This is a genomic window from Butyricicoccus sp. AM27-36 (assembly GCF_003480945.1).
In the GTDB taxonomy this organism is placed as follows: domain Bacteria; phylum Bacillota; class Clostridia; order Oscillospirales; family Butyricicoccaceae; genus Agathobaculum; species Agathobaculum butyriciproducens.
The window spans coordinates 145,847-158,726 of record NZ_QUJR01000001.1 but is presented as its reverse complement, the minus strand read 5'-3'; the positions used below and the strand labels follow the sequence as shown (position 1 = coordinate 158,726).

General features: G+C 45.1%; 13 protein-coding genes. 11 read left to right on the top strand and 2 right to left on the bottom strand.

Annotated features, from left to right (window positions below):
• Positions 1 to 14: 14 nt before the first annotated feature.
• From DW724_RS00705 to DW724_RS00665, 9 genes are all read left to right on the top strand, one after another.
• On the top strand, positions 15 to 1,109 hold the full coding sequence (locus DW724_RS00705) for a DUF4313 domain-containing protein (RefSeq protein ID WP_118760342.1): 1,095 nt from the start codon (positions 15 to 17) through the stop codon (positions 1,107 to 1,109).
• Entirely contained in the window at positions 1,106 to 1,429 is a 324-nt protein-coding gene (locus DW724_RS00700; RefSeq protein ID WP_118760341.1) for a hypothetical protein, read from the top strand. Before DW724_RS00705 ends, DW724_RS00700 begins: the two co-directional genes overlap by 4 nt.
• Before the next feature lie 130 nt (positions 1,430 to 1,559).
• Positions 1,560 to 2,276: a DUF4313 domain-containing protein gene (locus tag DW724_RS00695; RefSeq protein ID WP_118760340.1), complete on the top strand. Its 717-nt coding sequence runs from the start codon at positions 1,560 to 1,562 to the stop codon at positions 2,274 to 2,276.
• A 17-nt stretch (positions 2,277 to 2,293) separates the two neighbouring features.
• Positions 2,294 to 2,950, top strand: coding sequence for a hypothetical protein (locus DW724_RS00690; RefSeq protein WP_243105661.1), 657 nt, complete (start codon positions 2,294 to 2,296; stop codon positions 2,948 to 2,950).
• 271 nt (positions 2,951 to 3,221) lie between these two features.
• Positions 3,222 to 3,893 (top strand): response regulator transcription factor, encoded by a 672-nt coding sequence (locus tag DW724_RS00685; RefSeq protein ID WP_442861246.1) that lies wholly within the window; start codon positions 3,222 to 3,224, stop codon positions 3,891 to 3,893.
• The gene (locus tag DW724_RS00680) at positions 3,881 to 4,981 is read left to right on the top strand and encodes a HAMP domain-containing sensor histidine kinase (RefSeq protein ID WP_330426311.1); all 1,101 of its coding nucleotides are present in this window, start codon (positions 3,881 to 3,883) and stop codon (positions 4,979 to 4,981) included. The genes DW724_RS00685 and DW724_RS00680 overlap by 13 nt, the downstream gene beginning before the upstream one ends.
• A 68-nt stretch (positions 4,982 to 5,049) precedes the next feature.
• Entirely contained in the window at positions 5,050 to 5,724 is a 675-nt protein-coding gene (locus DW724_RS00675; RefSeq protein ID WP_097770114.1) for an ABC transporter ATP-binding protein, read from the top strand.
• Positions 5,721 to 8,213 (top strand): ABC transporter permease, encoded by a 2,493-nt coding sequence (locus DW724_RS00670; RefSeq protein WP_118760337.1) that lies wholly within the window; start codon positions 5,721 to 5,723, stop codon positions 8,211 to 8,213. Before DW724_RS00675 ends, DW724_RS00670 begins: the two co-directional genes overlap by 4 nt.
• A 187-nt stretch (positions 8,214 to 8,400) precedes the next feature.
• Entirely contained in the window at positions 8,401 to 8,823 is a 423-nt protein-coding gene (locus tag DW724_RS00665) for a winged helix-turn-helix domain-containing protein (protein WP_118501999.1), read from the top strand.
• Positions 8,824 to 8,971: 148 nt separating this feature from the next.
• Here DW724_RS00665 and DW724_RS00660 read toward each other — a convergent pair whose 3' ends face one another.
• The gene (locus tag DW724_RS00660; protein WP_118760336.1) at positions 8,972 to 10,336 is read right to left on the bottom strand and encodes a sensor histidine kinase; all 1,365 of its coding nucleotides are present in this window, start codon (positions 10,334 to 10,336) and stop codon (positions 8,972 to 8,974) included.
• A 4-nt stretch (positions 10,337 to 10,340) separates the two neighbouring features.
• Complete coding sequence (locus DW724_RS00655) at positions 10,341 to 11,048, bottom strand: response regulator transcription factor (RefSeq protein WP_055221070.1); 708 nt, start codon at positions 11,046 to 11,048, stop codon at positions 10,341 to 10,343.
• A gap of 149 nt (positions 11,049 to 11,197) precedes the next feature.
• Here DW724_RS00655 and DW724_RS00650 point away from each other — a divergent pair, with 149 nt between their 5' ends.
• Positions 11,198 to 12,100, top strand: a complete 903-nt coding sequence (locus DW724_RS00650) for an ATP-binding cassette domain-containing protein (protein WP_118760335.1) — start codon at positions 11,198 to 11,200, stop codon at positions 12,098 to 12,100.
• On the top strand, positions 12,100 to 12,873 hold the full coding sequence (locus DW724_RS00645) for an ABC transporter permease (RefSeq protein WP_055221066.1): 774 nt from the start codon (positions 12,100 to 12,102) through the stop codon (positions 12,871 to 12,873). The genes DW724_RS00650 and DW724_RS00645 overlap by 1 nt, the downstream gene beginning before the upstream one ends.
• Positions 12,874 to 12,880 lie beyond the last annotated feature (7 nt).

The window sequence follows — 12,880 nt, the reverse complement described above, 5'->3', positions numbered from 1 at the left end:
AAGGAGGAGGCAAAATGAAAATTCACGAAGATCGTTCTCATATGAATATTGATACCAGATGGTTTGAAAAAGGCTATGCCAAAGAAGACATTCACTCCCTGCGCCTGCAGTCTCTGTGCACCGAAGCAGAGGCAGCAGCCAACAAACAGTTTTTTGACAGCCACACCCGCGAAGAATGGGATCAGTATATCCGTCAGACAAGTTTGGAGAGCAGCGCAGCAATGAAACCCGTCATGGAAGCTATCGCACAGGACTTTGTCTGCTACCAGTATGACGAAAATATCCCTGTGTCCTATGGCAGCGACCGATGGGATCTGTACTTCTGGTGTAATCCCTTTAGCGGCGCCGCAGACGCATCCGAACGGGATTTCTCATATTTCACGCTGACCTTTAACGAGCGTCAGACGCTGGAGAAACGAAAAAAAGTCTGTCAACAGGTACTGGATCTCCTATGCTCACGCTTTCAGGAGCATCCTAATCTCGATGTAGCCGTACAGTATTCCATATGGTTTGACCATCCAAAGATCCACGATGCGGTGGAGCGCGCAAAGCCCCGTCTGCATGGCCTGCGCTGTATTCAGGACCAAAAAGAAGGAAAGCTGCTCCTGCAGAACGGTGCCCTGCTCTTCAAGCCAAAATACGCAAAGAAATATGCTCGCACGCTGAGCCAGAGCCAGATTTTGTCCCTTAGTTGGGAACTGGGCGTAGAGGGCGGAGAACCTGATACCAATGCTGCACCTGTTACCTTGCCTTACGAGAAATTTGGCGCCACGCACCCCATTCAGCTGCAGGTGACTTCCTACCTGAATGGAAACCTTGCCATACAAATGGTGACATGGGAAAGCGGCGACCCGGAATCCTGGGCGACTCTCACCGTCAACCTGTCCGGCCAACGGCAAAAAGACCATGCCTTTATCGACACCAATGCCGATTCGGAATTTCCCACCTGGCTCATCCGACATGGTCTGGCTATCCCCACCGGCCGCACCTTGCAGAGCGGGTTCTGCACCTATCCTGAATATCGTTTTCGTGCCAACCGGCTGCAGGAACTGGATCCAAAAGGGTATGCAGCCTACCTGAAAAACCTTGAAAGGCGGTGCAGTGCATGAAATATAAGGCAGTTTATGATGTACTAAATGAACGACGGCAGACTACTCCCGGCTTCTGCTACGATGACCGCAGCGGTTGGCGTGCTTCTCCCCAGACCTACATGACCATACAGCGCCCTTTATGGATTATTGCTGAAGATCCTGCCACGGGCAGGCGTCTGTGGATCACCCAGGAAGGCACCCGATTTAGCATTGCCATTCGAAGAATGGATGAACAGAGGCATAACTATGGCCCTACCTATCACATTACTTGTGAAAACAGGACAAAGCTAGCTCAGATTCTGCGCTATCAGTTCGAGTCAAAGACTTTGGCTGTGTAGCTGACGATGACCTAAGAGGAACTGTATTCCTCTCCCCCGCTCCGGGTTTTCTTGTCCGGAACACACACTAAGAAGCACCGGCAATCTGCATTTTTGCAGGCGTCCGGTGCTTCTTTGGAGGAAAACACTTATGGATACTCTCGCATTTACGCTGGGCGAACACCGATCCCAGCTGACTTTGAAAATCAGTACATATCCCAACGGCAATCTCGCCATCAAGCTTTATGAAAAGGATCACGGCATCCTAATTTTTTTGGAAACCCTTACCACCAACTTAACCGGAATCCGGCCCGACCACTGCGCTTTCATCAATATAAAAGCCGCAGACGGACTTTTTCCGGCCTGGCTGTCAGACAATCACCTTGCGGAACCTACCGGGCAAATTCTTGAATCGGATGGCTGCCTTTACCCTGAATACCTGTTTTATGGCAAAGAACTGGATGCCCTGGATCATGAGGGGCACACCCTCTACATCCGGCAGCAGAAAGGCGAACTGGGGCGCCGCTTTGAGCGGCTGTATATTGCCCTGCGCCGGCTAGCGCGGGAAATCAACGGGTTCAGCTACACCGATTACAGCGGCTGGCGGTGTCCGGATGGGGTTTCCACTACCCTGCCCCTCTGGATCGAGGCATCTGACCCTTCTCATGGCCGCAAATTCATCTTCACGCAGAAAGGTCCCGCACTCCAGACTACCATCCGCTATGCCGATGGTACGGAGAAGCAGCGCATCTACCGGCGTAAAGAGGACATGGCAGCCGAGCTGATGACCATGTTTCAGGAGGAACTTCGTGTCTACCCTCCCTGGTCTGAAGACCGGAGGAAACGGTATGAATATGAAAGACAATAAAACAGGAGGACATCATCATGAAGATCCGTATCTATCCCAAATCCCTATTGGAAACCGTATGGCAGCAGGACAAACTGCTGTTTACCCCAGAGGCGGAGCAACCACCCTTGTGTCTTCGGTGTGGTCAGCCGCTGGACCGCAGGCTGGTCATCAACGCCCTGAGCCGCTATGCAGATGTCCATATCTGCGAGGCGTGCGGTATGGATGAAGCCCTGCGTGATACCAACCGTTGCCCACTCCCTCTAACAGAATGGGCAGCTGTCAAAAACGGTTTGAGCCAGCAGCAGACCGATTTTGAGGATCCGCTGCTGACTACTTCCTGCACCTTTGAAGATCTGTTTCAGCAAGGCTCCCATCCTGCCAGCGAGATAGCCTATTCCCGTTCTGATTATGATGGATGGAAATGGTGGACCACCTGGCATCAGTGCCAAAAGGATACGCCTGTTCTGGAAGTTGCCCGTGAAATTGATGCTTTCCAGGATGCGCTGTTCCAACTGCCGGAGTTTCGGAATTTGGACACCTTGACACGGTTCTGCCGAGGGTACGCCCAACCCACTAGCGAGCCCACCGAATTCAATTTGTATTCGGAAACTGCTCACTTTTATATCTGGCTGCGGCTGATTACCAGGCGTCGAGATTATAATGTGTATGTACATTACTATCTGAAAGGTTAAAAAGTCTGCAACGCACCGGATACAGTATGCCTATCGACCCTGTATTCGGTGCATTTTTCTCTATGAAATAGTTATTTATTTTGCTATACACTTATAAAATCTTGTTGCAAAAGTCAACCTGCTATATAATTATAAAGAAATATATTTTTCAAAATCTGTCCGTTGTAATATTTCGCAGACATTTGCCTGTTATAATATCCGCAAAAGCAAAGGAAGTTGAGGGATTTTTGAGATTTACCATATATCATATAAAGAATGGAGGTGCATGATTTTGAATCCTAAATTACTGGTCGTTGATGATGAACGCGGTATTGTTGATATGATACAGAGTTATTTTCAAACACGATATGATATTCTGACCGCTTATAGCGGCCAAGAAGCACTCAAAAAAGTAGCCTGCAAACCAGATTTAATTTTATTAGACATCAATATGCATGGAATGGATGGCCTGACTGTATGCCAGAAGATACGGGAACACATAGCCTGTCCCATTCTTTTTTTGACTGCTCGTATTGAATCCAGCGATAAGATTATTGGATTTCAGGCCGGGGCGGATGATTATATCGTCAAGCCCTTTGATTTGGATGAATTGGGGGCGCGTATTGCTGCACATTTGCGCCGTGAGCAGCGACGCCAAAATAATTCGGCAGTACGCTTCTTTGGTGAATTGATACTGGACTATTCCGCCCGAACAGTTACAATCAATAATCAGAACATCCCGCTATCTAAGAGGGAGTTTGAGATTGTAGAACTTTTATCCCTCAATGCAGGACAGGTTTTTGATCGTGAGCGGATTTATGAGCGTGTGTGGGGATTAGATGGGGACGGAAACAGCGATACAATTATGGAGCATATCCGGAAAATACGCGCTAAATTTGCAGCACATACATTGCACAATTACATTGAAACAGTTTGGGGGTGTGGGTATCGGTGGAACGCCTAAAAAATATGGGACTAAAGAAATCTTTCCTGTTATTATCCCTCTCCTGTTTAGCGGTGGCATTTCTCCTGCTTGGTGCGGTTATCTTTCTTTGCCGTGGCATTGAAAACTATTATCCTTTAGGCGGTGTAGAAATCCTATCGGATGGTTCAATCGTACCCCTGCCATCTCCTACGGCGTCACAACAGCGCATTTTGGCTATCCTAAATATTGTGCAGACGCTTTCCTGTATTCTTTTCCCGGTAGGTGGATTGATTGTTTCAGTCTTTCTTTTTTATTATCTCAAATTGAAGCAGCCTATTTCCTGCCTGCAAAATGGCATTATGCGGATTCAGAATAATGATCTGGATTTTTCGCTACCGATTTTGTCTAACGATGAAATGGGACAGCTATGTGCTGCCTTTGAAGAAATGCGGAGTGAACTTTTGAAATCGAATCGGCTGTTGTGGCAACAGGCCGAGGAACGCAAACGGCTCAATGTCGCATTTTCCCATGATCTGCGTAACCCGATTACGGTCTTAAAAGGAAGTGTAAAACTTTTGCGGCAAGGTATTCAGGATGAACAGACCATAGACCGGCTGGAAAGTTACACTTTACGGATCGAGCAGTATGTAGAAGCTATGAGCAGTGTTCAAAAATTGGAACAACTCTCTGTTAAGCCAAAAGAAATCAGACTATCAGTTTTACAGAGTGAATTGCAGGAAACAGCACGGCTGTTAGCACTATCCAAAAAAGTTTCTGTTTTAGTACCATCAGATGGAACAGTTTGTATAGATCACGGGCTATTTCTTACCGTAGCGGAAAATCTGATTGGAAATGCAGCGCGATTTGCAGAAAAAGCAATCTCTATTCAAATAACGCTGCAAAATGATTCTTTGGTCTTGAAAGTAGAGGATGACGGTGCGGGGTATCCGCTGTCTCTCGTGCAGAATGGGCCAAATCCCTTTGAAACGACAAGTAGCAATTCCTCACATTTCGGAATGGGACTTTACAGCAGCAGAATTTTATGTGAAAAACATGGTGGACGATTGATTTTGGGAAATCAGGCCGGGGGCGGTGCATCCGCAACTGCCATTTTTCATTTCGTGTAATCCTTGAGCAATTTTTGAGATTTATCATTTACACTCTCCTTATACCACAAATAAGGAGAGTGTTTTTTATGAATATTGAGGCAAAGAATTTATCAAAGATTTATGGTGATGGTGAAAACCGAGTGGTGGCTTTGGATCATGCGAATCTCGAAATTGTATCCAGCGATTTTATTTCTATTATGGGACCATCTGGAAGCGGAAAAAGTACCCTGCTTCATTTGCTTTCCGGCTTGGATAAGCCATCTTCCGGTTCGCTGACCTACGATGGTAAAGATATTTACAGTTACAGCGATAAGGAGTTGTCGGCATTCCGCCGGAAACGGATCGGATTTATTTTTCAACAATTTAATCTGCTTCCGGTTCTGACGGCGAAAGAAAATATTATCATGCCTCTTTTGCTGGATAAACAAAAACCGGATGAAGCATACCTGAAGCAGCTTACAGAACTGCTTGGCATTCAGGGGCGCTTGGAACATCTGCCCCATGAGTTATCCGGCGGCCAGCAGCAGCGTGTAGCCATTGCCCGCGCTTTGATTGCAAAACCAGATGTGATTTTTGCTGATGAGCCTACGGGAAATCTGGACAGCAAAAGCGGCGGCGAAGTCATGGAACTGCTTCAAAATGTATGGAAAAAGATGGGTAAAGCTCTCGTTGTCATTACCCATGACAGCCGTATTGCGCGAATGGCAGACCGCCAGTTTCAGATCGTAGATGGTTTGCTTGCGGAGGTGACAGCGAAATGAAATCTTATCGTACATTAGCATTAAAAGAACTGCTATCCCAAAAAGTCACTTCTATTCTTATTTTGATTGCCGTTGTGCTGTCTACTATGATGACAACTATTGTGGGACAATCCATTGGCGTACTTAGTGCAATGCGGGAACAGCAGGCCATCGCTGTCGGAGGAAACCGATATGCCACTTTTTTGCAGATGAATGCAGAGCAGCTTCATGCACTGGAACAGGATGAGCGTCTTTCCTATGTAGGCAAATCTATTTATATGGGAAGTTTAGAACTCTCCCCATCTCTTACCCTTGGTTTGATGGAGTATTTGGATGATACTGCCGCTATCTACCCATCAAGTACCAGTATAGAGGAAGGTCGCCTGCCGGAAGCCTCGATGGAAATAGCGCTTTCTGAAGATATTCTGAAATACCTTGGCTTTGAGGGTGATATTGGAGATAAGATTACACTTTCACTGCAAAAAAATCTTCGCCACAACATTGCGGACAGCTATTCCTACACAGCGGAATTTGTCCTTACAGGGATATTGAAAAATAACTACTTAGGATATACAAGCGGCACTGTTACGGGAGTTGTAGGAGAAGGAACTGCCGAACAACTTTTGCCAGAATCTTATGTTTATTACAATGTAGATATTCGGACTGCCGATAAAAAGAGTTTTCAAGCAGTCGTCAATGACATCAACATGGAATTGAACATCCATGAGCTTGATACCAGCTACAATATTGTATATTTGAACGCTTTGGGAATTTTCTATACTGCAAATTCCGAGGATGCCAATGATAAGGGATTCTCTTTTATGACAGTCGCAGGGATATTAGTGGGCAGTTTAATTTTGCTGGCTGCTGGCCTTGTGATTTACAACATTCTGAAAATATCTGTCTCAAAACGAATAAAGGGATATGGAACACTTCGGGCTATTGGAAGCGAAAAAGGACAACTTTATCAGATCATTGTAATTGAAGTAACCCTATTGTGTCTGATTGGGATTCCTATTGGTATGCTTCTTGGCTTTTTGAGTGCCAGAGGGATTTTAGAGGCAGCTACCGGCCTGGTTTCTCCTGAATTGTTCTTGGTTCAGGATTCTTCCGAATTGAAAACCCTAATAGCAGAAAACAGTTCTTTGAATGGAACCTTACTGATATTAAGCGGAGCAATCACTTTGGCGTTTGCGTTGTTTGCAGCATTACCAGCAGCCAGATCAGCCGCAAGGGTATCCCCTATTATGGCGATGTCTGGAACAAATCTGAAAATTCGACGCAGAAAGCGTAAAACAAAGAAAATCCATAATTTTGAAGCATACTATGCCCGTCTGAACTTAAAGAGAAATAAAGGCCGTACTGCAATTACAATTTTGTCCCTTGTTATGAGTATCACGGTTTTTATTGCACTGCAAGATTTTTCCTCTTTACTGAACGCTGCAAGTGCCCTGCAAGATAACCATTTAGGAGATTATCAGATCACAAATGAAAGTGTTGGATTTACCGCAGACGATCTGAATACCTTAAAGAAAAATAAAGCAGTACAGAGCGTAGCTGCTATACAGTTTTCGCTTTACGAACAAAATGAAAATGGGCAGCTCGATGGAATCAGTCTTGAATTTCAACTAAAACCCGGCGAAACTTTTCAGGTTGTCGGATTGAACGATGAATATTGGGATTATTTCATGGGAGATCAATTATCAGAAGAACAGCTCGGACAACTGAAATCAGGGAACGCCTGTATCGTAAGGAATCCTATTCCAATGAGCTACGGCGAAGATGTTCTTGAATTTACAAACATAGAGGCTGGAGAAAGCATCTGTGTTGCGGAAACGGAGCTGGATGTTTTGAAAACCTTAGATGGTTATGACGGTTATCTTGGTATTGGCAATGGCGGTTTCACAAATGGTGTCCAGGTAATCGTTGATGACGCTATCTATGAACGCCTGACGGGAAAAGATACCTATTCAGAGTTTTTGCCCACGCTGAATGAGGGCGCAGACAGGGAAAACTTTGATACATTTATCGAGGCGTTTTGTAATAAAACACCGGGGACAACATTCTTGTCATATGAAGAAACCGACCAGCAACTAAAAGAGAGTTTTGCACAGATTCAAATGCTGGCATGGGGACTGATTCTTTTTGTTGGCCTAATCGGCATTCTTAACATCATCAATACCGTTTACACAAATATTCACACCAGAGTAACAGAAATCGGTATGCAACGGGCCATTGGAATGAGCGCCGGTAGCCTCTATAAAACTTTTCTTTGGGAAGGTGCATATTACGGGATTATTGCCTCTGTGATTGGAAGCGTGCTGGGATATGTTTGTACGATTTTCATTGAGGCGGCCACGAGCGACACCCTCCAGCTTGTTGCAATTCCTGTCATACCCATTCTTGAAGCAACCCTCTTGGCAGTAGGGGCTTGCTTGCTGGCAACAGCAATTCCTCTGCGGAAAATTTCAAAAATGAGTATTGTAGATTCCATTGAAACGGTTGAGTAGAACACTATTTTTTGAACTGTCCGAACTTTCTAATATTTTGTGGACATTTAGGTTTTAGAATGACCTTATCAGTGAAAGCAGGTGGATAAAGGAGCTTTTGTCTATTTGCTGTGCTGATTCTGGTACTGTTGGCGGCCACTGGCGCAGCAGTTTTCCGCATTTACCCCAAGCAAAGGAGGCGAACAATATGGGCAAAATTTTAATATTATCCGTCACTGACCACGAAGAACATATACTCAATAAAATTATGGAAACTATCGCAAACGAGCCGGAGCTTAACCATATTGCGCCTCCTCTCCCTTGCAACATTCTTTCTTTTACAAATCTGGAAATCCGGCTGAAGGAGCAGACAGTGTCCTGCAGCGGTCAACTTGTTACTCTGACTCACCATGAGTTTGCTGTCCTTACATATCTGGCTCGTCATCCTGGCTGGGTATTCTCAGCCAGCCAGATTTATGAGGCCGTATGGGATAGAGACGGTGAACGCTGCGGCACTGCCGTTGCCAGTATCATCAGTCAGATCCGGCGCAAGTTGACGCCGGATACACCAAAGGGTGGCTATATCCGCACTGTACTGGGCAGTGGATATAAATTTGAATCCGTGATATAGGAAATGCCGGACATGATGACCTACTGGATCTGTCCGGCGTTCTTTTTTCCTTAGCTTCTCGCATTTGCAGCTCAGGAGTGGTGAACTTTTATAGCCCTAAATTCATAAACAAAAAGAGGTTTTCTGTATCCTGAAGCCTCTTTTTATACTAATGGAAAAAAATAAGAGTCGTTTTATATCCGCAGTTCGGCATGCTTTCAATTTTCATAGTACCATTATGTGCCTCTACAATTTGCCGTACCAACAGTACACCAAGTCCATGACGAAGGTTTAGTTTTTCATCTGTGCTTTCAAGATAGTGCGTTTTGGTATTCAATTCTTGCAACTTATCGGTAGATACCCCCACGCCATTATCCGCGACAATAATTTCTGTATGTCCATCCGTACAGTCAACCGAGATTGTTATTGCACAGCCGTTTGGATTGTGGCCGATGCTATTTTGAAGAAGATTTGTAATCGCCCGCTTTAAGAGCGCTTCATCACCCAGCATATAGTGTAGCTCGCTTTCTTCATCCGATTGAAAATCAATAGAGAAGCTTTCATCAAGCCCACTATCCAGAAAATCACATACCACTTGCCGGGCCAATTCTACCGGGGAAATTTTCTCAGTTCGTAATGGCTGCATATCATATTCCAGTTTTGAAGTCAAATTCAAATCCTCAATGAGCTGCTTAATTTTGGTAGCCTGCTGGCGGATTGCCACAATCTTTTCTTTCTGTTCTGTGTTCAAATCCCGGCTTTCCTCTAAGCTGCTGGAATAGCCAAGCACCATTGATAGAGGTGTGCGGATGTCATGTGAAATACCGCTGATCCAGTTTGCCCTTGCCCTGTCCCTGCGTTGCAGGGTTTTGGCGACCTTATTCAGCTTTGCGTTGATTTCCGCCAATTCCCCCCGTTCAACTAACTGTGTTTTCTTCCCAGATGAAATTTCTTCTATGCCGGTGAGGATCGGCTTAATGGATTTTTCAATCTTGCGGTTATTGTGAATGAACAGGATCAGCACAATGATGATATTGAACAAAAATAAAGTAACCAATCCAAATATGTCTATTTTAATGCTGTCAGAAGTTTTGTAAGCAGACAGTTTCCAAAAACTATCCTGCGGGTAGCCGACAACCAGCAGACCATAAGATTGATTTGACACGAATACTGGATAATCCTCTAAGTACCACCTTGTCATTTCTGCAATATCGCCCGGTGTATAGTGCAGAGGTAATTCGGACGGTATTTTGTAATTCCAGACCACATCGCCGGTGTCATTGCTTATCAGCATACACCATGCGTTTTCCTTCGTCATTTGGATAGCCGTATTTTCTGAAAGACGGTAGCTTTCTTCACTTTGCTGCAAGTCTGCGGAAACCTGCTCTAATAGTTGCGTTGGGCTATGGCTGCCCCGACTGCTTGACACCACAGCCAGCACAACAAAAAGGACAATGTTTATCAGGATAAAGAAGCAGAACAGCTTCACACTGGAATGAACATACCGCTTAAAAAATCGTTGAATATTATTCATAGGCTCACCTTGACTTGTCCTTTAAGATCAACTTATATCCAATGCCTTTTACCGTTACCAGCGAAACCGGCGAAGATGGTTTTTCCTCAATCTTTTCCCGGATATGGCGAATGTGCGACATAAGTGTTTTCTCATAGCCTATATAAATATCCCCGCAAACCGTTTGGCAAAGCGCACCCAAAGTTACAATGCGGCCCGCATTTGCATACAGTTTTTTCAATATCTCCACTTCTTTTGCGGTCAGGGAAACTGGTTCCTGTCCCTCACGATAGACTTCTGCCTGTTCTAAGTCCACTTTGCAGGCATCCAGTAAGAAGCTGCTTTCCTCACTTTCTTTATAGGTTCGCCGCAGAATGGCCGTAATGCGCCATACAAATTCCTGCGCGATAAATGGTTTTACCATGTAATCATCCGCACCGGCCTCAAAACCTTTTGATTTATCGTCGATTTCTCCTTTTGCCGTCAAAAAAAGAATAGGGATCGGGTTCTGTTCTCGGATTGTCTTTGCCAACATAAAGCCGTCCATATCCGGTAGCATAACATCCAAAACAGCCATATCCGGCTTTGCACTCATTCTTTCCAATGCGCTCAGGGCGGTATTGGCGGTTACTATATTTTCAAAACCATTCTCTTTCAGAATGGATTGGCACATCTGTAAAATTGCCGGTTCATCATCAACCAGCAAAATAATTTTGTCCTTGATTGTACCCATCGGCTCACTCCTTTCCTTATGTATTATACCATATCTTTTCATATTTGCAGCTTTGATCGTGAAAATCAAGGTAAAATCAAGGTTCTCTCCAATGCAATGCAAGGTGGGGGCTATATGATATAAGCAGCTTAGGAAAGGAGCAAGAAAAAATGATTGTAGCAACAGATAATTTGTCAAAAGAATATGACGGTGTTTACCGTGTTCAGGAATTAGATATTCGGATTAAAGAGGGCGACATTTACGGCTTTCTCGGCCCGAATGGGGCAGGCAAGTCCACCACCATGAAAATGCTGCTCGGACTTGTCAAACCCACCAGCGGAACCATTGAAATTATGGGAAAACCGTTCAACGAAAAGAACCTCCGTGATATTCTCGCGTCCGTTGGTTCCCTGATTGAATCCCCGTCCTACTATGGACATTTGACTGGCCGCGAGAATATGGAGATCATTCGCAGGCTGCTTGACTTGCCCAAAAAGAACATTGAAGAAGCGGTGCATATTGTCCGTATGGAAAACCAGATGGAGAAGAAAGTCAAAAACTATTCTCTCGGTATGAAGCAACGGCTCGGCATTGCAATGGCACTGGCCCGGTTCCCGAAACTTCTGATTTTGGATGAACCGACCAACGGGCTTGACCCCGCAGGCATCGAAGAAATGCGGGAACTCATTAAGATGCTGCCGAAACAGTATGGCATGACAGTGATGATTTCCAGCCACATTTTAAGTGAGATCGATCAGATGGCTACTGTTGTCGGCATTATCAATCAGGGCTGCCTGATTTTTCAGGAAAGGATGTCAGTTCTGGATATGCAGCGGGAGCCACAGATTATATTGAGAACCAGCGATAACAACCACGCTTTCCAGCTTCTTAAAAAGGCCAACCCACAGCGTACAACGGATGGTTTGCAGATCGGTGCGCTGACTGACGAACAGACCGGCGCTGTTGTGCAATGCCTGTGTTCCAATGGTATCTCTGTTTATCGTGTTGAGGAACACCGGGAAAGTCTGGAAGATATTTTCCTCAACCTGACAGGAAAGGAGCTGACACTGTGATGAAATACCTGTGCCTTGAATTATACAAACTGAAACGCAGAAAGGTTTTTCTGACCTTTGTGCTGATCCTCGGTGTGGAATTGCTCTTTGTATTTTCCAACTATGGAAACAATGAAAATTTCCTCGGTATGATTTCCGACCCCAATGCACCGGCATGGGAGGATTTGATCGTTGGGCCAGCTACTATGAATGGGCTTTTTCTTCCCATTCTGGCAGCGGTTATTGCCAGCCGCATTTGCGATATGGAACACCGGGGAAATACATGGAAGCTGTTGGAGTGCAACAATGAAAACCGCAAGGCAATTTGGTTCTGCAAGTTTACCGTAGTAGCCGTTCTCATGCTGGCGGCAATTCTCATTCAGGCTCTTGTGATTGTCGCCTACGGTAATGCTGTGGGGATTGTTGAGCCGCTGCCGGTAAAAACGCTGTGGGAATTTGTTTTGGGGACAGTAATGGTTACATTTGTGGTTGTAACTATTCAGGTGTTTTTCTCTCTTGTTTTTGCGAACCAGCTTGTCCCGATGTCTATTGGTATGATTGGCGCGTTGATTGGCTTTATTTCTACTTTGCTCCCCACAGGCATCCGCAATATCCTCATTTGGGGAAATTACGCAGAAATGATGGTGCTGGGGCAGGACACTTCTTCCGGCAATTTGCAATCCAGTGAACTTGTCGTTCGGAATATTGACTTTCTTCCGCTTACGATTCTCTTTATTGTTGGATTGATTGCCTTTGTCCTGTTTGAGAAGAAGTTTCAAAAATACGAATATTAAAGGAGGG

Bases quoted from the DNA above. Each gene is read 5' to 3' on its own strand.
- DW724_RS00705 (WP_118760342.1), top strand. From the start codon at position 15: ATGAAAATTCACGAAGATCGTTCTCATATGAATATTGATACCAGATGG.
- DW724_RS00700 (WP_118760341.1), top strand. From the start codon at position 1,106: ATGAAATATAAGGCAGTTTATGATGTACTAAATGAACGACGGCAGACT.
- DW724_RS00695 (WP_118760340.1), top strand. From the start codon at position 1,560: ATGGATACTCTCGCATTTACGCTGGGCGAACACCGATCCCAGCTGACT.
- DW724_RS00690 (WP_243105661.1), top strand. From the start codon at position 2,294: ATGAAGATCCGTATCTATCCCAAATCCCTATTGGAAACCGTATGGCAG.
- DW724_RS00675 (WP_097770114.1), top strand. From the start codon at position 5,050: ATGAATATTGAGGCAAAGAATTTATCAAAGATTTATGGTGATGGTGAA.
- DW724_RS00670 (WP_118760337.1), top strand. From the start codon at position 5,721: ATGAAATCTTATCGTACATTAGCATTAAAAGAACTGCTATCCCAAAAA.
- DW724_RS00665 (WP_118501999.1), top strand. From the start codon at position 8,401: ATGGGCAAAATTTTAATATTATCCGTCACTGACCACGAAGAACATATA.
- DW724_RS00660 (WP_118760336.1), bottom strand. From the start codon at position 10,336: ATGAATAATATTCAACGATTTTTTAAGCGGTATGTTCATTCCAGTGTG.
- DW724_RS00655 (WP_055221070.1), bottom strand. From the start codon at position 11,048: ATGGGTACAATCAAGGACAAAATTATTTTGCTGGTTGATGATGAACCG.
- DW724_RS00650 (WP_118760335.1), top strand. From the start codon at position 11,198: ATGATTGTAGCAACAGATAATTTGTCAAAAGAATATGACGGTGTTTAC.
- DW724_RS00645 (WP_055221066.1), top strand. From the start codon at position 12,100: ATGAAATACCTGTGCCTTGAATTATACAAACTGAAACGCAGAAAGGTT.